This is a genomic window from Vibrio sp. QJM3NY_26 (assembly GCF_057786005.1).
Genome location: NZ_CM173516.1, coordinates 406,851 through 427,280, shown reverse-complemented (window position 1 = coordinate 427,280; position 20,430 = coordinate 406,851). Strand labels below are relative to the sequence as shown.

The 20,430-nt window shown below is 44.0% G+C and carries 13 protein-coding genes; 5 read left to right on the top strand and 8 right to left on the bottom strand.

Features of this window, described 5'->3' with window-relative positions; all coding sequences use genetic code 11:
* The first annotated feature begins 124 nt into the window (after nucleotides 1–124).
* Nucleotides 125–952 (top strand): alpha/beta hydrolase, encoded by an 828-nt coding sequence (locus AC3CH4_RS17250; RefSeq protein WP_488544121.1) that lies wholly within the window; start codon nucleotides 125–127, stop codon nucleotides 950–952.
* A gap of 76 nt (nucleotides 953–1,028) precedes the next feature.
* Here the strand turns inward: AC3CH4_RS17250 and AC3CH4_RS17245 are convergent, their stop codons facing one another.
* The 3 genes from AC3CH4_RS17245 to AC3CH4_RS17235 all read right to left on the bottom strand — a co-directional run bounded on the left by AC3CH4_RS17245 (nucleotide 1,029) and on the right by AC3CH4_RS17235 (nucleotide 7,185).
* Nucleotides 1,029–3,860 (bottom strand): amylo-alpha-1,6-glucosidase, encoded by a 2,832-nt coding sequence (locus AC3CH4_RS17245; protein ID WP_017092686.1) that lies wholly within the window; start codon nucleotides 3,858–3,860, stop codon nucleotides 1,029–1,031.
* A 30-nt stretch (nucleotides 3,861–3,890) separates the two neighbouring features.
* Entirely contained in the window at nucleotides 3,891–5,069 is a 1,179-nt protein-coding gene (gene malE / locus AC3CH4_RS17240; RefSeq protein ID WP_488544120.1) for a maltose/maltodextrin ABC transporter substrate-binding protein MalE, read from the bottom strand.
* Between the two features lie 484 nt (nucleotides 5,070–5,553).
* On the bottom strand, nucleotides 5,554–7,185 hold the full coding sequence (locus AC3CH4_RS17235; protein ID WP_171310904.1) for a glycoside hydrolase family 13 protein: 1,632 nt from the start codon (nucleotides 7,183–7,185) through the stop codon (nucleotides 5,554–5,556).
* A gap of 193 nt (nucleotides 7,186–7,378) precedes the next feature.
* Between AC3CH4_RS17235 and AC3CH4_RS17230 the strand changes: the two genes are divergently transcribed.
* Nucleotides 7,379–8,290, top strand: a complete 912-nt coding sequence (locus AC3CH4_RS17230) for a LysR family transcriptional regulator (RefSeq protein WP_145562510.1) — start codon at nucleotides 7,379–7,381, stop codon at nucleotides 8,288–8,290.
* Nucleotides 8,291–8,567: 277 nt separating this feature from the next.
* Here AC3CH4_RS17230 and pulA read toward each other — a convergent pair whose 3' ends face one another.
* On the bottom strand, nucleotides 8,568–12,983 hold the full coding sequence (pulA, locus tag AC3CH4_RS17225) for a pullulanase-type alpha-1,6-glucosidase (RefSeq protein ID WP_488544119.1): 4,416 nt from the start codon (nucleotides 12,981–12,983) through the stop codon (nucleotides 8,568–8,570).
* 391 nt (nucleotides 12,984–13,374) lie between these two features.
* A complete protein-coding gene (locus AC3CH4_RS17220) occupies nucleotides 13,375–15,150 on the bottom strand; it encodes an alpha-amylase family glycosyl hydrolase (RefSeq protein ID WP_428782974.1) in 1,776 nt (591 codons plus the stop codon).
* Nucleotides 15,151–15,423: 273 nt separating this feature from the next.
* Here AC3CH4_RS17220 and AC3CH4_RS17215 point away from each other — a divergent pair, with 273 nt between their 5' ends.
* Nucleotides 15,424–15,753 (top strand): DUF1294 domain-containing protein, encoded by a 330-nt coding sequence (locus tag AC3CH4_RS17215; RefSeq protein ID WP_102307705.1) that lies wholly within the window; start codon nucleotides 15,424–15,426, stop codon nucleotides 15,751–15,753.
* A gap of 185 nt (nucleotides 15,754–15,938) precedes the next feature.
* Here AC3CH4_RS17215 and AC3CH4_RS17210 read toward each other — a convergent pair whose 3' ends face one another.
* Nucleotides 15,939–16,523 (bottom strand): LysE family translocator, encoded by a 585-nt coding sequence (locus tag AC3CH4_RS17210; protein WP_010431665.1) that lies wholly within the window; start codon nucleotides 16,521–16,523, stop codon nucleotides 15,939–15,941.
* A 141-nt stretch (nucleotides 16,524–16,664) separates the two neighbouring features.
* Between AC3CH4_RS17210 and AC3CH4_RS17205 the strand changes: the two genes are divergently transcribed.
* Both AC3CH4_RS17205 and AC3CH4_RS17200 read left to right on the top strand, forming a co-directional pair.
* A complete protein-coding gene (locus AC3CH4_RS17205) occupies nucleotides 16,665–17,105 on the top strand; it encodes an Lrp/AsnC family transcriptional regulator (protein ID WP_009845852.1) in 441 nt (146 codons plus the stop codon).
* Nucleotides 17,106–17,131: 26 nt separating this feature from the next.
* Nucleotides 17,132–18,061 carry a LysR family transcriptional regulator gene (locus AC3CH4_RS17200; protein ID WP_146454990.1) on the top strand — a complete coding sequence of 310 codons (930 nt, stop codon included), beginning with the start codon at nucleotides 17,132–17,134 and terminating at the stop codon, nucleotides 18,059–18,061.
* 181 nt (nucleotides 18,062–18,242) lie between these two features.
* Here the strand turns inward: AC3CH4_RS17200 and AC3CH4_RS17195 are convergent, their stop codons facing one another.
* Together AC3CH4_RS17195 and AC3CH4_RS17190 are read right to left on the bottom strand one after the other, a co-directional pair.
* Nucleotides 18,243–19,304 carry a c-type cytochrome gene (locus tag AC3CH4_RS17195; protein WP_488544118.1) on the bottom strand — a complete coding sequence of 354 codons (1,062 nt, stop codon included), beginning with the start codon at nucleotides 19,302–19,304 and terminating at the stop codon, nucleotides 18,243–18,245.
* A 9-nt stretch (nucleotides 19,305–19,313) separates the two neighbouring features.
* Nucleotides 19,314–19,955 carry a c-type cytochrome gene (locus AC3CH4_RS17190; protein ID WP_488526040.1) on the bottom strand — a complete coding sequence of 214 codons (642 nt, stop codon included), beginning with the start codon at nucleotides 19,953–19,955 and terminating at the stop codon, nucleotides 19,314–19,316.
* Between the last annotated feature and the right edge of the window lie 475 nt (nucleotides 19,956–20,430).

Genomic DNA, 20,430 nt, shown 5'->3' with positions numbered 1-20,430 from the left:
GGTTTAGCAGCCCAGTATCTTAGTCGCTTAGATAAAGATAAAGATAAAGATAAAGATAGAACGCTCCTTTAAAGGGGCGTTTTTTGTATCCGAATTTATAGACGCTTCAAGTTTAGAGGTCGTTATGCAATCTGAATTGATTATTATCGATGAGTTCTTTATTCCACAGTTGAATCGAACTCGAACGCTCCGCATTTATCTTCCTGCGGGTTACCGACAATCAGAACAAGCTTATCCGGTCTTATACATGCACGATGGACAGAATGTCTTTGAGAAGTCTACAGCGACGTATGGGATGTGTTGGGATGCACAAACGACACTCGATGAGATGCAAAGGCTCGGTAAGTTATCAGGGTTAATTGTTGTCGCAATCGACAGCAGTCATGAGCTTGATGGCATGGAGCGTTATAATGAGTATTCGCCTTGGCGCGCCAATCAAGAGATAAAAGAGTTGGGTGTTGGTGATGAGCTACTTAAATTTGGTGGTGAAGGGGACGAGTATATGGCGTTTATCTGTCAAACATTGAAACCTTATATAGACCAAACATACAGAACAAAGCCGAACCGAGAGTTTACGTATCTTGCTGGCAGTTCCATGGGCGGGTTAATAAGCTTGTATGGCGGCTCACTGTACCAGAATATCTTTGGCGTGCTTGGGATCTTCTCTCCGGCGTTTTGGTTCAATAAACCCTCATACTTCGAGTATATGAAAGAGTTTAACTTTCTGTATCCAACAAACATATATATGGATATGGGAACGAATGAAGCTCGTGAAGGGACAAGCGTGGATTTTGCTGACGTTTATCTGAGTGGTTCAAGGGAAATGAATAAGTTACTCGCTCAAAAACACAACGTGACGCTGTTTTATCAAGAAGGTAAAGATCATAAGCATAATGAAACGGCTTGGTCTCTACGATTCCCTGATTTCATCGACTTTATTTTTAGACAATAAAAGAAGGCCTAATTCCATTCTCTTTCTAGTAATAAGTGGATTAGGCTTTCTTTATATCGGCTTGCTAACAATGAAATTAGTCTTTGGCTACTGATAGCTGTTGTTTATTCCGTTTGTTCAACAAGTAGTCATTGTTAAACATGCTACGGTGTTTCCTGGAAAAATCAGGTTTAGCAAATTGTAAGTCACTTAAGATGGCATTACTTTGTTTAGGTTGAATATCAATATGCGCTTGTTTATTGCTTACAGTGACCTGTTGTTGGTGACTGTCGATCGTGATCTCCAACGATTGTGTTAATGGTGTCGAGATTACGGCAACAGACTCATGGTTTATGTCTAACGTAAGCACCAATGTGATCTCGGAACTTACCGTATCTTCTCGATTTGACTGAATCTTGTAGCGAGAAATACCGCACTCAGATTCAAATGACAGTCGTAGCTGGTTTCCTTGACCGAAAGGCAACGAAGCCACTAATTCACTCCAACAACTTGGAAAATTTGGTGTTAGGTGTATCTGATTGTCCAATAAGCGTGGGCAATATCCCAAATAGTCCTGTTGCGCGTTACGAGCGTATTCTGAAACAGACCAGGCTTGTGCAAATGTGCCTGATTCTACAAGATCGCGGTCATCGAGTTGGTAGGCGTCCAAATTTTCACTCATTGTCCCTCTACAGCCTTGTGTAAGGATCTGTTTTGCCAAGTTTTTGGATAGCTGGTAACTGAGATCTTGCTGCTTAAACTTGTTGAGAGCAGTGATGGTAAAGCCTGCATTCCACCCCCAGATCGTCCCATTGTGATAAGCCGCATCTTTGTGGTACATGGCTTGATTGTCATGATATGGGTGAAAATCGACATGCTCTTGTTGTAGCGAGCAGATCCCCCATGGGAACAATAGCTTTTCGACCGCATTCTTGACGATGTATTGCTCTCTTTCGCTCTGATTAAGCTCAACTTTCTGAGGAATTGAAATCGTCATGAGTTGGTTTGGACGCACGCTATAGTCGGGAGCGTCACCTTCAGATAAATGGTCGGCTAATCGATTATGTTCATTATCCCAAAATTTGGTTGCGAAGTTTGCCTTCACTTTTCCTGCTTGGATTGTCCAGCTCTTTTCTGCTTCGGAGTCGCCCACTAAAGTTGCGAGTTGAATGGCACTGTTTAAGCTCTCAAACCATAAAGCTTGGATATCATTGGCTTTAGGTCCACGAGGAGACCAAGGTGTCATCCCATCAATTTTTGCATCCATCCATGTATCAGGGTGGCGATGTGCCATCAAGCTATCTTCACTTAAGTAGTGTTTTTCGACACCTGTGATGAAACGCTTCAGGGTTGGGTAAATAGCCTTAGCGAACGCCACATCACCAGAATAGTTGATGTATTCGAGAGCTTCTCGAATCATCCACGGTGTGCCATCAGTAGTGTTGTAAATGATGTTCGTTTTACTTGTCACGCGATTGGGGATTCGGCCAAAATTCACGGAGCTTTCGTCGAGCATCTGCATTGATGCAAAGTTTTCAATTATCTCTTTGGCTTCGCTAAATAAGCCATTAACCAAGCTTGTTCCTGATAAAGCGATAAACGTATCGCGGCCCCAGCAGTCTTTGAACCAAGGTAGCCCAGCCCAAATACCGGTCCCAAATTCATGGCTAACAAAGGCTCTACTGGCAAGACGTGACCACATAACCGCTCGGTTGTATTCCAGGTCGTTGGTCCACAAATAATTATTGGTTAAGAACTCATAAATCCGCTGTTGGTGAAGAACGTGTTCGTTATTTTTGATCGCTTGATTAACCAATGAGCTAGCGGTTTCAAGAGTTTCAGCAAAGCCGAGGTAGACGACAAGTTCAGTTTGTTTATCTGACGTCGTGAGCATGAGCTTTGTATTGCTCTCTGAGAGCTGAACTAGGTCGCGAAGTTCAGGGTGAGCGTCTAGCGAGATCTCTCGTGCATGTACTGCATGATTGCTCACGATGGCGACAAACCTTGGGCAGCCGTCTGGGCAAACTTGAGGGTTGAGTTCTATTACGATATTTGAGTCTGAAATGTGAACTTTAGAGTGAGTCGTAGGTACGTTGAGTTCTGGAATTAGGCTTAAAGCGCTCGGTTTGTTGGACGATACCTTAAGCGATACGAGTCTGGAACCTTGAATCAGGCTCAGCGATTCTCGACTATTCTCATAATGATGTTCAATACCATAAGGCGTCAGGCTAGCACGTTCAGCCTCTAACTTATTATTGAACTTGCCGTCGATATAGCTGGCGAAGGTTCCCAGTATCCAACCTTGGTGGTGACGATATTTACCACCGTTTACATAGCTATAGGTTGCTCCATGATAGTAACCATCGACATTATCCCCGAACACAAACGGGAATGACTGTGTCTCTGAGATGGTGAGCTCTTGGAATAGTTGGTTATGTGGCATTGCAAATTCAGGGTGTTGCCAGAGAGGCAGCGTCTCCTCTGTCTCACCCTCTATCAGACGTGTGTTCATAGGCTCGCGTTGAGGTGTTGATAGATCATTGTATTCCCCCTTGGTTACGGTGATCGTTGGCGTCGAAGCGCTGAATTGCACCTTCAAGGAGTATTGACCAGCGACAGCGGGAGAGAGCAGCAGATCATTGCCAATACCTTGTGTGTTGATAAGCGGCATTGCTTGTTCTAATTCGCAGAGTGTGGCTTCACTTTCATGCCCTGAAAGCGTCCATTGCTTGGTGCCATCTGAATCCGAAATTTTGAAGCGATAAAGGTCGGTAGATAAGCATAAGTTTGCTCTGTAAGAGCCGTCTTGCTCTTTGAACAATGGGGTGTCTAACCCCCAGCCATTGAACGTACCTTTTAGGTAAAGAGTAGGGATTTGCATAGCGAGTTGATTTCCAAAACAAAAAAGGCACAGCATGCGCTGTGCCAAAGGACAATAGGATATTAATAATAAGAAAGGTTATTTGGTGATTTGTTTCGCTGCTGTGTCTAGTGCTTCTCTAACGGTTTGCTTACCCTGCATTGCGTTATCGATAGCCGCACCTTCAGCGAACCAGTAAGCCGTCATTTGCGGGATGTTTGGCATGATTTCGCCGTTTTCAGCATTCGTCATGGTTGATTTGATGCGATCATCGCTCTCAAGAATTTTTTGGAATGATTTTAGTGTCACCGCGCCAAGAGGCTTGTCATCATTCATGGTTTTCAGAGCGTCGTCTTGGAATAGGTAGTTTTCTAAGAACTCGACAGCAAGATCAGTATTTGGACTCGCAGCATTGATACCCGCACTTAGGATTCCAACAAATGGGTTACCTTTACCGCCATTTAATGTCGGCAGTTCAGCAACGCCATAATTAACCCCAAGCTTGTCTAAGTTACCCCAAGACCAAGGGCCATTAATGGTCATTGCCACATTGCCATTGGTGAATTCTGCTTCTGCTACTGAGTAATCCATATTCGGGTTAACTACCCCTTGGTTTACCATATCAACTAAGAATTGAAGGCCACGAACACCCGCAGCATTGTTAACACCTGTGCTCTTGGCGTCATACCCTGTTGCTGTTTTTTCAAACGCAAAGGCACCACCGGCAGAGATCATCGGCCACGTGAAGTACGCATTTTTCACATCCCACATGATGGCTTTTTTGTTTTGCTTAGCCATCTCTTCCTGAATGGCAGCAAGCTCTTCCCATGTTTTTGGTGGGTTTGGAAGTAGGTCTTTGTTGTAGATCAGAGAAGGTGCTTCGATTGCTAGAGGGTACCCTACAATTTTACCATTCACCGTTACCGCATCCCAACTGAAGTCGACGAGCTTTTCTTTGAACTCTTTACTTGGGTTTAGTTCGTGAAGTAAACCTGATTCTGCATAGCCACCAAAACGGTCATGTGCCCAAAAAATGATATCAGGGCCGCCGCCTGTCGCTGCGTGTTGTTGGAATTTCGCTTCTAATGAATCTGGGTACTGAACGTTAATTTTTACGCCAGTATCTTCTTCGAATTGCTTACCAATTTCAGCTAGGCCTGCGTAACTTTTGTCGCCGTTAATCCAGATTGTGATTTCACCTTCTTCCATTGCAAAAGCAGGTGCATTGAAAAGAGCAGCAAGGGTACAAATAGACAGTGTTTTCAATAGAGGTTTCATAGTTTTATTCCATATTCAGAAGGTTATCCATAACGATAATCACTTCTATCAGTTCTTATTATCTGAGAGTGATTTTATCGATTTCGTCTCTTCTTGAGAAATAGGTAAACAGCTAAGAGGTATAGTAAAAATCTATATCATTATTGTGAACCTAGTGTTTAGGAGGTAGGGTGTAGCTTTTGTGATGTTGAACGTGAAAAGAAATGTGAAGACGGGCTCAAACAAATTGATGGTGGTTTGGCTATCGCTCGCTAAGAAGAGCGTTGCGTATATTGGTTTATGCGATGTCGGATTCAATATACGGATATGTTGGCTAGATATACGGCTTTGACAGTTAAGTTTACGCGCTAAAGAACAACGAAAAAGGCAAGGGTTTACCTTGCCTTTATTCGGGGAGATTGGCTCTTATGGTGCTATAGCTTCATAGCTTCATAGCTTCATAGCTTCATAGCTTCATAGCTTCATAGCTTCATAGCTTGATGCTTTACAGCTTTAAAGTGAATGCTTCATAAGGGGCTAAGTTTAGTTGCGTGTCGAGACTCGAAACCTCACCATAATTGTTGATTAGGCAAGTTGCTGTTTGAGTGCGATATTGCTCAGGGACGTCAAGCGTTAATGAGTCACCAGAGAAATTACATACGACAAATAGCTGCTCACCATCCAACTCACGTACGTAGGCGAAAACCTTGTCGTGTTCTTCAAAAACAGGAATAAATGAACCGTAGACAATCGCTGGATGAGCTTTTCGTAACTCTATCAATGTCTTGTAGTGGTAAAATATTGAGCCTGGATCGGCCAACGCACTTTCGACGTTTATCTCTGGGTAGTTTGGATTCAGCTCAATCCACGGTGTTCCCTCAGAGAACCCTGCGTTAGTTTGGTTGTTCCAGTGCATTGGTGTTCTAGCGTTGTCACGGCTGTTCTCGTGAATGGCGTCCATCATGTGTTCATGAGTGACACCCGATTCCGTTTTTACTTTATAGAAATTGTGCGTTTCAATATCTTTATATTGGTCTAGATTGTCAAAAGCGACATTGGTCATGCCAATCTCTTCACCTTGATAAATGTAAGGTGTGCCTTTTAAGAAGTGCAAACACGTCGCCAGCATTTTTGCTGACTCAACTCGGAAATGTTTGTCATCACCGTATTTTGAAACCAAACGTGGCAAATCGTGGTTGTTCCAAAAAAGGGAATTCCAGCCACCATCGGCCAGCTCAAGCTGCCACTTGGTCAGCACATTTTTGAACTCTCGAAGATCAAGCGGAATAGGGTTCCATTTGTCACCGTTTTCCCATGTCAGGGTAATGTGCTCAAATTGGAATACCATAGAAAGTTCATTTCTATCTTGTCCACTGTATAGCTTGGCTATTTCTGGTGTTGCGCCCCAAGTTTCTCCTACGGTTAACAAATCCTTGTTACCAAAGGTCGCCTGATTCATTTGTTGTAATAGCTTGTGCAGCCTTGGTCCGTTACCAGTGATTCCTTTATCGATCTCTTTACCAATAAGATCAATCACATCTAAGCGGAAGCCGCCGATGCCAAGGTCAATCCACCAGTTCATCATAGTATGAACTTCTTCTTGAACCTTCGGGTTTTCCCAGTTCAAATCTGGCTGACGTTTCGAGAATAGATGGAAGTAATATTGTTGTGTGAGTTCATCCCACTGCCAAGCACTTCCGCCAAAGATAGAACCTTGGTCATCCGGTGCGCTGCCATCCGGTTTTGCATCGCGCCAAATGTAATAGTCTCGATACGGATTGTCTTTTGAAGAGCGTGCTTGCTCGAACCAACGGTGCTCATCTGACGTATGGTTTACCACTAAATCCATAACAATCTTAATGTCACGCTCTTTCGCTTCATCCATCAGGCGTTTCATCTCTTCCATCGTGCCAAACTCTTCAGCAATCGCTTGGTAGTCGGAGATGTCGTAGCCGTTATCGTCCATTGGAGATTGATAAACAGGAGAGAGCCAAATGACATTAATGCCTAGTTCTTTAAGGTAATCGAGTTTGCTGATGATTCCATTTAGGTCACCGATACCGTCATTATTCGAGTCTAAAAAGCTACGCGGGTAAATTTGGTAGACCACTGCGTCATGCCACCATTTCTGTTCCATCTCAATGTCCACTTAATGAGTTAATTGACCTACTATAGTGATTTCATCTTACACTGGGAAATAGCATTACTAATGCTCTCTATAGAAAAATCCTATATCATGAGCTCTATCCATTGCGCACTGTGTTCAGTGGTTTAATTTGTTGAATTTCTAACCTCGCATTTTGTGATCGAATGCAAACTAAGAGAATCCTATGAACAAGCTATACCGATACTTTCTGATGGTTGCGCATACAGGCAGCATTAAAGGTGCAGCAGAAAAGCTGAATATTAGCCAACCCTCCTTGACCGCTGCGATCAAAAAATTAGAGAGTGATGTTGGTGTGGCTATTTTTACTCGCAAGTCAAAAGGCGTTGAGCTTACCGAGTACGGGGTGTTGTTTCGGGAGTTTGCACAAGAACAGCAAGAAAAGCATCTGTCGTTGATGCACCGCTTTACTGATATGCAGCAGCGACAATTAGGTAAATTGAAGCTCGGAACCGGGGAAGCTTGGTGGGAACAATTTGTTTGCCACTCTGTTAAAGAATACAAACTAATAGAGCCCGCTTGCTCATTGCATTTGGAATTTGGAAATAACTTGTCTTTGATGCACCACCTTGTTCAAGGTGATATCGATTTGTTTGTGGGGCATGAAGTCACAGGTTTACATGAACGCTGTAAAGTGACATTTCACCCTTTGTTTCAAGATAAAGAAGCCATTTTTGTTCGAAAAGATCACCCGCTGCTGACTAAGAAAAAATTGGGTATTAGTGATCAATTGAAGAGTCAAGAACAGTACCCGTTATTACGAGTGACGCCTGAGCATTCAAGGCACAATTCGGTTCTCTCTGATCATGTTAATTCCCAAGAAGATGCAATGGAAAGCCAATTGGTTGGGCGTGATGTGTATGATGTAGATTCACTTTTCGCCAGCATTGATATGTTGAAAATGACCGATGCGGTGATGCCATATAGTCAGAAAATGTGCGCTTGGATGAAAGAGCGAGAGATTGAAACCTTACTGGTGAATGAAGAAAGGTTAGGTAATGTCGGGATCTATACCAAGCAAGGTATTGATGACCAAAAGATACAACGATTTGTGCAGATTTTGCAGGAATCAATTTAAAGCAGTTATGTAAGGCGGCTTCTAAGCTATGCCAAATCAAGATACAAGCTATGTCAAACCTAGCTTCAAGCTGAACCAAAAACTGATTTGTATATAGCGACTTGCTTAAGGCTATTGAAGCTACGTTTCTAGAAACTCATGCACTAGAAATTAATGCACTAGAAAACAAAGGTCTAGAAACGAAAAAGCGCCAACCTTATGTAGGTTGGCGCTTGCTTTTAGTTGGTGCTGTTTTAGAGCAGCCCAACATTACGCTTTCATATTACATTGACTAAAGTTACTTAGCCGTAATTGTTAGCTCTTTGTTTAGTATGTTGAATGCCACTTGGTAGCTACCCGCTGTTGCAGGAGTGAAAGCAATATTGCCGCTTGAGTCAGTAATCTCTAGAGATTCAGAACCCTGAACAACATCATTAAAGGCATGTTCACATTCGCCCCAGTTACCACAAGTCATTTTAAACTGAGTAGTTTCACCGGCAGTCAGCTCCGCTGTTGTAAATGAAATCATTTCAGGCTTATCAGCATCTGACGTCATTTTCTGTGCATCACCGTGTGCCCAATCTCCAGAGATAGTACCTGGAATGAACCAAGTTTTGCCTACATAGCTTTCACTTAATACTGCATCAACCACAACTGGTGTCTCAGCATTGGTTGCATCAAGTGTAAACTCGTACATACCCATTTCAGAGAAGTTACTTGGGCAGTTATCACCACCACAGCTAATTTCTGTATCCCATGAGCCTTTAGTAAATTTGTAGCCAGTATCTTTAGCAAGACCTAGTTGAACTGTATACAAACCGCCATTAGCGTAAGGTACTTCGATAGTTGATGGATCCCAAGATGCAGCAGGGAAGTCACCAGCAATGTAGATCTTGGTGTTACCAAATGGAGGTAAATCATCAAGTTTTTCACTCACTGGTAAACCTAGCCCACGTTCGCCATTACGAGCTTGTACAAACACTGCGCTAGACCAAGCTGGAACCGAGAATTTACCTTCAGCAAATTGTGAAGCACCGGCTACGCCGCCATCCACATGTTCTTCGCTTAATGCAAATCCAGCCAGTTCGATAGCATTGCTCTCATGGTCAACGAAGTCACCCACTACTTGAGTTTCTGGTGATGCGTTAATAACCACTACGATTGAATCAAGACTAGAATCTAGGTCAGTCGTTTGTGTTGAACCGTTATCAATAGTCATCACAATCAAACCAGGTGTTTGACCTTTGCCTGAATTACGGAAGTCGACACGTTTCATGATTTCTTCAGCACTTGGCAGTGTCATCAAATCAGAAGCACTACGGATGCGTAGCATTTCTTTGTAATTTGAGTACATCAATTCCAAGTCTTTAGCTTGTGGGTGCGCGTTAACGTCGGCCGTTACTTGGCTGATCAAATCATAGTTAGCGAAGTCTTTATCTTTTGCAGGTAAACCTTTGTTCCAGTTGTTGTCTGCAAGAGTAAAGTCGACAAGGTTGTACCAATCACCGTAGTCGTAAGAGTCACGCTGCATTGATTTAGAACGTAGCAGTTCACCACCCATATGGTTGAACGGCATTGCTTGACCCAGTAGAACGGTCGCCATACCAACAGACTGCATTTGAACGCGTACTTCAACTGATGCCTCTGAAGGCACTTTGTACATGTTGATGTCCCAGAACGTTTGGTTATCGTGCTTAGAAACGTAGTTTTGAACTTCCCAAGGCTGTTCTGCGTAACCTGCTTGCTGACCGTTATAGTCAATGCTTGAACCTAATTGAGTGGTCCCTTCGTAATCGACCATCTTGAATTTCTTCAAGTTGCCAGCCATACCTAAGCGAGTTAAGTCAGTTTGGTGAAGTGCGCGAGCTAATTCTGCATCAGACACATTGCCTTCTGCATCTCGGCTTAACTCATTAGGTAATACTGCTGCACCAGTAGCAAAACCTTGAGTTTCACGGATGCCGTTAGCTTCATCAAATGGGCTACCGCCACGTACTGCATCTCTCAATCTGTCTGAGAATGAACCAATACCAGTGCCGCCAAGATTCGGTTGAGTTGCTTGTACAAAACGTTTGTTGTTCTCAACTTCACCAAAGTTCCAGCCTTCACCGTAGAAGTAAACTTCAGAGTTGACTTCACGAGCTGCCGCTAAAGTTTGCTCCATTTGTGAAAGTGGGTGGTGACCCATTAAGTCCCAACGGAAAGCATCAATTTTGTAAGCTTCAACCCAAGTTTGGATAGAGTCATCAATCAGCTTGGCAAACATGGCATTTTCAGGTGCTGTGTTTTCACAACAGGTTGATGTTTCTACTAGGCCTGTATCTGGTACTAAGCGTTGGTAATAAAGAGGAACCACTTTATCCAGTACCGACTTGTCGTTCATGCCTGAAGCGTTGGTATGGTTGTACACCACATCCACAACGACGTTCATGCCGATGTCTTCTTTAACTGACTTCACCATTTCACGGAATTCTAGGATACGCGCGGTACCTTCTGCATCGCTAGAGTATGAACCTTCAGGAACCGTGTAATGGAATGGGTCATAGCCCCAGTTGTATGAGTCGACTGAACGGACGTATTCGTTAAGCCCTTCAACCACTGGGTTCTCTTTTGAATCGCTTGCTTTTAGCTCTTCAAATGCGTCAGCAATAGTGCCACCACTTGTACAGTAGCCACTGAATCGGTCATCTTTTTCAACAGACGCATTCAGTGAGCATAGTTTGCTAAATGGTTCGTTGATATTAGCAACTTGATCAGGGTCTTCGTTGATCGTCGCGATATCAAACACAGGCATTAAGTGCAGGTGAGTCATACCCGCATCACTTAGCTCTTTTAGGTGGTTTACTGGAACCGAATTTTGCTCGGTGAAGGCGAGGTACTTACCTTTGTTGTCTGTACTTGCATCTTGAGCCGAGAAGTCACGGACATGAGATTCGTAAATCACCATGTTAGACAAATCACCATTTTCAGGATTTTGAGAGTGGGGTGCGTCTAGACCGTCCCAACCAGCAGGTTTCAAATCATCTGAATCTAAATCGATGGCTTGGCTGTATAGAGAGTTTGTTGAAAGGCTCACTGAGTACGGGTCAGTTACTTCGTAGCCGTAACCTTTTTGCTCTCTTGGTTGGAACACTTTCATTGCGTAACGGTAGAATTTGTTGTCTACCGCGTCAGTTTCTAGTTCAACGCTCCAGCTACCAGAAGCAGTATCTTCAGTCATTGCGTGACGTGAAGCTTCAGACTTGTCGCTGTTGTAAACCACCAATTCAACTTCAGAAGCTGTTGGAGCCCAAAGGCGGAAGGTCACCCCGTCATCACCATAAATTGGACCGTATTCTAGGTCTGCTGCATCTTCAGCAAAAATAGCATCAATTGCGCCAGCAAACTGAATCGCAGTAGAAGAACGCAGCTCTGATGGTTCATTCGCAGCACCGTTTGAAGAAGCAATCGCAATTAAGCTGCCTTTCATCAAAGAAGCCAATGACAGATCCGTTGGAAGATCTGGCACCTCAAATGCTGGGTAGTCAGCAAGGTGTGGGAATTGTGCTTTTTGCGCTTCTGTTAGTGTTGCACCAGTAAGCTTGATTGAGGCACCGGTGACGACACCGTTTTCTGATACATCGTACTTGCCGTTTGAGCTGAACATGATTTGCACAAGGTCAGCACCGCTGCCTGCACGCCACACCATGGTGTTGTCATCAAGTAAAATTGCCCCAACGGTATCAATAGTGAATTCTGAAGATGGACCGCCTACTGCAAATGCATCATCTCGGGTTGGGTAAGACGTTCCGCTGCCAGGAATATAAGTGACGCCTGGGTTATCTGCTTGACCTGAAATATCAATCACAAGGTCGTTACCAATAAGCTTATCTTTGTTGGCATTACGGAAAATTACGTTGAAACATTGAGTGGCATCATCAGTAACCGGTACATACCAAACGGGACCAAACTCATCAGAGGCATCTGGTGTTACGCTTACGTCGTCCCATCCACCATTTAGGTAGTCTTCACCTGCTGCGGCACAATTTGCGTTATTCCAGATATGCAGGTTTAAGTTTGCGTAGCCGTTTTTCTCTGCACCTTCTTCTTTGTAATCACCTAGTGCATCGTATAGGTGCAATGCAAAGTGACCAGACGGTGGAGCTGGCAATTCACCAGGAGCTGCTACTTCTGGTAATTTTACGTCAGTACCGGTTTGATCAAGCCCGTGAGCCATCATCATGGTGTCTTGACGAGAACCTTCAACTTTGTCGCCAGTATGAGTCACACCAAATGACTTACCAGCATCACTGCTGTCTAGCGTCACGGCTGCTTGTTGAGTTGTACCATCTGAAATACTGCACGCGCCTTGTGCTTCTGTTGCGGTAACTAACCAAGTCGGACCAAAATTATCAGACGATGTCGCGGTAAACGATTTATCACCACACTCCAATACCCATTGGCTAAAATCGGTGGTGGCATTTGCCATGCGAGAAACTATGGATGTCGTATCTGCAATGTAGCTAACCGAAATTTCGGTGGCTGCTGGTGTTGCAGCAGCAGAAGGGAGAGCTACATTCGGTGCAAGTTCCACTTCAGCGGGCACAGAGGTTGATGGTGTAGGAGCGGTATAATTTGATGAGTCATCATCATTACAGCCCGCAATCACTGTTGCCGTTAGAATTGGCAGCATAGCCTTGGATAAGGTCGATAGCTTAAAGGTTTTTGTATTCACGTTTGATATCCATATTGTTTTTATTTCAGTTGAATATCGTAGTGTTTAATAGGTCGAACGGTGTGTGAGCGATATATCCAAAGTTATTTTTGATAGGGAAATTTAGAAAATACAGTGAGGTCGTCACGCTTTGTATAACTAAAATGAATATTACGTTTGATCAATCGCTCACAAATTAACTATTCATGAGGTAAAGGCGTAGTGCATGGGAGTAGGAGGTGAGGATGAGCTCTACTCCTCAGAAGTGTGAGCTTAATGCCGATATAGAGCGATCTTATTTTTTATCGAAAATAAAGGGTGAATCATTCACCCTTTATTGGGGGTACTTAGTGCGAAAATCAGTATTAGATTTGCTCTTTAAGCTCGTTTTTCATGGACTAAATTTGCTTCATTAAAGTGGTAGAGTCAAAACTAATGCGGAGGTTGCTAGTGGCTCTAATTGTAAACTGATGAAACCTTCCCCGTGGTTGTTCACTTTTAATGTAGCCGTTGAATGGTTACCAATACATTCGTTCATACCATATATTCCTTCTTTTAAATCAATATCTTGAAGGACATTTTGCGGAATGATGAGATCAATGAACTCGGAGTTCAGTTGATGGAAATTCGCCGCAGCAATCACCAGTTCATTCTGGTCATGGCGGATAAACGCGTAGCATGAATCGTTTAAATGATTGGATTGATGTAAGTCGACATAAGCACCTGTCATGGATGAATGTTCTAGGGTGAAATTCATCACTTTTTTGTAGAAGGCACGAAGTTGCTTTTCATCGTCATTGAGTTGCCCGCCGTCAAACTTCCCGTCATTCATCCACTTTTGGTGCTGAGGTACGCCAATGTAATCAAAGATAGAAGTGCGTGAAGGTTGCCCAAACCCTGCATTTTCAGCCCCTGATTCACCGACTTCTTGACCAAAATACAACATAGTTGGTGAGCTACTCAATAAAGCGCTGACTAGCATTGCAGGCTTAGCAATATTGGCATTACCTACAAACTCTGGTGAAGCAATTCTTTGCTCATCATGGTTATCAAGGAAGTGCATCATATGGTGTTCAATGTCTTGCAGCTGATGCTGAATCTCCGGAATGATTGCGGTTGATGCTTTGCCTTGCATAATCGCCTTCAAACCATCATACAGATCGACCTTATCGTATAAGTAATCCATTTTTCCGAGCTTGATGTAATCTCGGTAAAGGTGAGGCTGATATACTTCGGCCATTAAAAACGCTTCTGCATTATTCATTTTGATCGATGAGTTGAGGTAGCTCCAAAATTCAACGGGCACCATTTCTGCCATATCATAGCGGAAACCATCCACGCCTTTAGATAGCCAGTATAGGGCTATGTCTCGGAATTTAACCCAAGAGTCAGGGACTTCAAATTCAAGCCAAAAGTGATAATGATCCATGTAATCGCGGTGTTCAAAGTCACGAGGTAATTCCGGGAAATCTTTGGTGCCATCGGGCTTAATACCATAGTTCACTTTAACGGTTTCGTACCAATCGTCGAAATTTGGCTTGGAAAGGCGAGATCCATTACCTGTCCATTTGGCTGGGTTTTCAATAAATGGAGTCGCTAGGCTTGGATGATCTTCTCCACCAAGAGGCAGGAATTCGGAGATGATGTCTGGCAATTCAAACGCAGCATCAGGAATGTAATAGAAGTTATTATCGCGGTGGTACTCTACGCTGGTATTGTCTTGGCTACCGAAATCTTTGATACCAAGCAGGTTGTTTTCCCCTTTGTATTGGCGCGCAACATGATTGGGTACGATGTCTATAATGACTTTTAAGCCGTTTTCATGGCTTCTTTGTATTAGCGCTTCGAACTCTTCAAGGCGTGATGCAGGGTCATTAGCCAAATCAGGGTTTACTGAGTAGTAATCTTTGACTGCATAAGGAGAGCCAGCACGCCCTTTGACGACACTTGGGTGATCATTGGTAATACCGATATGGGTGTAATCCTTGATGACAGCATGATGCGGAACGCCGGTATACCAAATATGAGTAATGCCAAGGTCTTTTATTTCAGCCAGAGCGTGATGCGTGAAATCACTGAATTTTCCTACCCCATTTTCTTCCATCGTGCCCCATGGAGTATTAGTGGTATTTTTGTTGCCAAACAAACGTGTAAAAACTTGATAGATAGCATGTTTTTTATTATTCATTGTTATAATTCCTTTATATTCCATCATGTTATGTAGGGATGGATAAGGCATTTAGGCTAACGTATTTGTAAAAAAGCTTACTCCTCCTTTATTAAAGATTTAAGGGCGTAGTTGGGTTTTATTTGACGGTTTGAGTCGCTAAGCTAAGCATGTCAGATCCATACTTCGATAAGTGATATATAAATCAAATATATACCGAGTAAATTTAAGGGTTCATTTTTGTCTATCTCAATTATTCTCAGTTTTGTATACCTAGCTATTGTTGCAGTGAGCATGTTGTTTGTTGCGTCTTATGTACCGATTCTTATTGCCTACATTGTGATGAGCCTTTTGACCTTTGCGCTTTACGCGAAAGATAAGCGAGCGGCAATAAAAGGTCAGTGGCGAACCAAGGAAAGTACGTTACACCTGTTTTCTTTATTGGGAGGTTGGCCTGGGGCGTTACTGGCGCAAGCGAAGTTACGTCATAAAACTCAGAAACAGCCATTTAAAGCCATCCTATGGATGTCGATTCTTGGGAATATTTGTGGTTTTGCGTGGGCTTTGACGGCGCAAGGACAAGCCGTGTTACAGCCTATCCTTGCCAACTTATTGGCTAACTAAACCATTTGCTAACTAAGTTATTGGTTAACTGAGTTATTGGTTAACTGAGTTATTGAGCAGTTAAGCATTTAAGTGAACTGAATTTTCAGCTGTGTGAAAGCGTTAGATATCCAGATAACGTTTTGACTCCATGGCTAGAATTTAGAATTTAGAACCTAGAAGCTAGATGAATCAATAACTAGAAATTAGAGCATTGGAATCGTTGATGCTAACAGCAAGCCCGCCATACCGTAGTTAAAGCTTTTGATGCGTACTGGCGTTGTTAGCCAGTGCTGTAGCTGTTTGCCTGCTGCCGTCCAGAATGTCACTGATGGCAAGTTGGCTAGCGTGAAGATCGCTGCGATGATCGCAAGTTCCCACCATGAACTGCCACTGCTATAAACTGAAATCGCAGTCAGAGCCATTGACCAACCTTTAGGGTTTACCCACTGAAAACTTGCCGCGCCAATGAAGGTCATCGGTTTATAAGCCTCGGTACTTTTGGCTTTGCCGCTCAATGCTATCTTAATTGCTAGGTACACAAGGTAAGTCAGGCTTAGGTACTTCAATATTTGGTGAGAGACAGGGTAAGCGTTGAAAATGCCCATTAAGCCGAAGCCAACCAACAACAACATGGCTGCAAATCCCAGAGCTATCCCAAGCATGTGCGGAATAGTACGGGCAAAGCCAACATTGGCACCTGATGTCATGAGCATGATGTTGTTTGGCCCCGGCGTGAATGTCGAGACAAATGCAAACAAGGCAAGTGCGCTAAGTTGTTCTAAAGGCATAATGGTTCTCCTACAATAAAATGAACGAAGTGACTGACCGGTCATGACTTTCACGTGTTGAGAAGCATAGTAGGTGGAAAGTGAGGCAATTATGTGCTTTTATTTCACTTATTATCACTAAATGCACAATAATAAGTACCTATGGATAGATTTGACGAAAGGATATTGCAAGAGCTTAAGTTGGACGGCAGAATCTCCAACATTGAGCTTTCAGAACGAATTGGTTTGTCTGCTTCAGCGACCTTAAGGCGAGTACAAGATCTCGAGCGTAAAGGGATCATTCAAGGTTACCGAGCTGTTCTGGATAATGGCCTGATGGGCGTGGGCTTTATTGCTTACGTTTCGATTGGTTTATCGAGCCACAGCAAAGCGGCTCAGCTAGAGTTTGAACAGCATGTCAGTATGGAAAAAGAGGTGGTGGAGTGCCACAACATTACTGGTGCCAACGAGTACTTGCTAAGGGTAGAAACCAAAGATCTACCGGGCTATAAGAAGTTTCATGCCGATGTGCTTGGGGAATGTGCTCAGGTGCAATCTATTACGACTATGGTTGTGATGGACACCCCTAAAGACGAACGTTAGTCGAGTTTTATTTCAGGAGAGGCGCAGTGCCAAATACGAATCAGCTGTTATTGTTCTTAGATGTGGTTCAACAAGGATCGTTTACCAAAGCGGCAACCTTGCATGATATGGACAACTCATCACTCTCTAAACAAATAAAAAAGCTTGAGCAAGACCTAGGTGTTCAGCTTCTCAACCGTTCTACGCGTTCGTTCTCGTTGACGTCGGCAGGGGAAGATATTCTCGCGCAAACCTATGTGCTGAAAGATACTATCAATCAGATTCAAGGCATTGCAGATTCATACCAGTCCGAGCCTAAAGGCGTTCTGCGAATTACTTCGCCGATCTATTTTGGTCAGCAATACTTGCAACCTATCATCACTCAGTTCATGAGAAAGTACCCGGATGTACAGATTGTGCTGTCATTGGACGACAAGATCGCCAATATCATTGCAGGACAGTTCGATATCGCGTTTCGCTTCAGTAAGCTCGTTGAATCGAATTTGATTGCCAAGAAGATTGCCGACAGTAACTTTATGTTGGTTGCCTCGAACGACTTTGTGAAGCAGCATGGTGAACCGAAGACGCCACAAGATTTGCTCGCGTTACCTGCTGTAATTTATACCAATGGCGATATGACGGTTGATCATTTACGTATCAGCGAAGAGCCAGGAGGAAATACTTTCCAAAGCCTAACGATTCGTGGCAACTATAAAGTGAGTGATGTTCGCACCATGGTCTCTTGCGTAAGAGATGGCCTAGGGTACGGCTTCCTCGACCAGTCAAATCTATACGCATCAATGAAAGAACTTGGCTTGGTCACTTTACTTCCAGACTATCCAATCTCTACTGCTGATACGGCTATTTATGCCGTTTACCCGCACCGTAAGCAGACCAAGCTGGTTAAAGAATTCATCACTACGGTTCAAGACTATATTGGCTCTCCGACCATTTGGGAAAAGATGCAGCAAGGTTAGTTTTTTTTTCTAATCGTTCAAACATAAAAAAGGAGCCAGATCGTCACACGATCTGGCTCCTTTTTATTCTTCCGGCTATAACTGATTTACAATGTAAAGCTTAGCTATAGCAGGCGTGAGCGGTTCTTTTTATCGAAAGAACTGTCTCTTGCTCTCGAAAAGAGTGTCTCTTGATTCGAGACTAGTGTTCGTGAATCGCTTCCTTACCACTTGGGTACGCTTTTGAACCCAATACATGACCGTCGACTTCTTTACCATAGTAACCTTGGTGGTTGTGGTAACGCTTAGCATTGCCTGCAACATCACCCTTGTATCGCGGATCTTGTGGGCGTTCATGACTGTTTACAAACGCGGCCACATCCCATGCATCCTGAACTGAAAGCTGTTGGCTCTTTCCAAGTGGCATGTTTTCGTAGATGAAGTACGCGGCGGTGTTCACACGGTGCATACCTGCGCCCCAGTTGAACGAGTTTTCGCCCCAAAGAGGTGGTAGGTATGAGCGACCATCCGCCCCTTTAATGCCTTCGCCATTTTGACCATGACAGGTTTGGCAGCTAGTTTGGTAAACCTTCTCACCACGCGCTATCGACGGTTCTTGTTCAGGGTTAGCAATCTTAGGATAGCCGCGACCTGCAAGCTTGCTGCGGTCATCGATTGGGTATTTGCTTAACAGCTCTTCAGGAAGAGGGAAGCTCTCCGCTTTTCCTCCGACTTGTAAATCTGCATCGCTGATCTCAGGAACGGGCGTGTCTTGCATGCCGTTCTTATCCAAGATGCCGCCCATTGCTAGCCAGTATGAGTAAGCTGTGAGCGCGACCATCTCTTTTGAGCCCACTGCTGGTGGCAGGCCATTCATTGAATAAGTAAAACAGCCTTGGATACGTTCTGCGTAGCTGTTTACCTTGTCATTTTTCTTACGGTAAGCAGGGTAGGCCATATAAGCTCCCCATAGAGGCGCCGCATTCGCCTTCATGCCCGCTTGCATGTGGCAGTTGACACAGTTTTGTTCATTGCCGACGAACGTACCGCGCATCTGTTGTGAATCGACAAACAGTGAATAGCCCAGTTTAACTTTGTCGCCAAACTCCCCTGCAGGAATATCGACCAAGTCTCGTGGCACCAGATATTTGTTATCTTGTGGTTTCTCAACAGCTGGGAGTTCGGTTTGGCGATCGGGCAACTCACCTTCGGCATAAGCGATTCCAGAGACAAGGGTTGCGGTAATTAAAAGTAATGTTTTCATGCGAGCCCTTTAGTATCGGAAAGATGCGAAGTAGTAAGACAGGTTTTTGATCTCATCGTCGGTTAGCTTGCCCGCGATGTTGCCCATCATGTTCAAATCATCACCCTTCCGAGTGCCGTTTTTCCAAGCGTTGAGCTGAGTTTGAATGTAGTCGGCGTGTTGACTGGCTAGGCGTGGGAATTTTTCTACGCCCATCCCACTTGGTCCGTGGCAGGTTGCACAAGCTGGGATGTTTCGGTCCCAATCGCCTTGGAATACAAGTTTACGATAAGGGTTATCGATATCAGCTTGTGAGCCGCGCTGTTCTAAATCGGTGAATTCGTATGAAGGCAGTGATGCAAAGTATTCTGCGACTTCACGACGAACGGCAGGGTCAGACACACCGTCAGCCATTCCCTTCATGATCGCGCTTTGACGCTCACCACTTGAGAACAGGATTAGTTGGTGTTCGAGGTAATCAGCATTGAGCCCTGCAAGCATAGGGGCGATGTTGGGCATGCCTTTACCGTCGGCTTGGTGGCAGCCGCTACAGGTTTCTGCAGCTTCTGGCATTGGGTTAGGCGCTGCTTGTGCAAAAGCGGATAAAGAAAGGCTTCCTAGAGCAGCGATGCAAAGCGTTAAAGTTTGAGTTTTAATTGTCAGCTTAGTCATGAGGCGTCGCTATTGGTTGTAATGCACGCATTTTCGACATAATTGGTTGTTCGCGCTATTGTGGATTTCCACATTAATTCACTTGGAACTTGAGGTGAGTCTCACATTAATAACCTCAATCACCATAATGGTATTGATGTGAACTTCGATAGGCTGATCCAACTGCCGTTAACGAAATGCAAGGGAACTGCCATGTTCGCCTCGGTGTAACTGCTTGTTAAGGCTCTTTTATGGCACCGATCGTATAAGCATAGCTGCTTTATGGATGCTGGCTAAAAAAGTTGTGGTGAAATGAAGATTACCTAATGGCTTTGGGTTGATTACTCTATCTAGACCGGATGCTTTATCTAGCCCCGATGTTGTATGTAGATTGGGCGTTTTATCCAAATAGGGTGCTTTCTAGATTTAGGGGATGAAAAAGCAGAGCAACCTCGAATGACGAAGTTGCCCTGTTGTGTTCTCATCTGCAAATCAG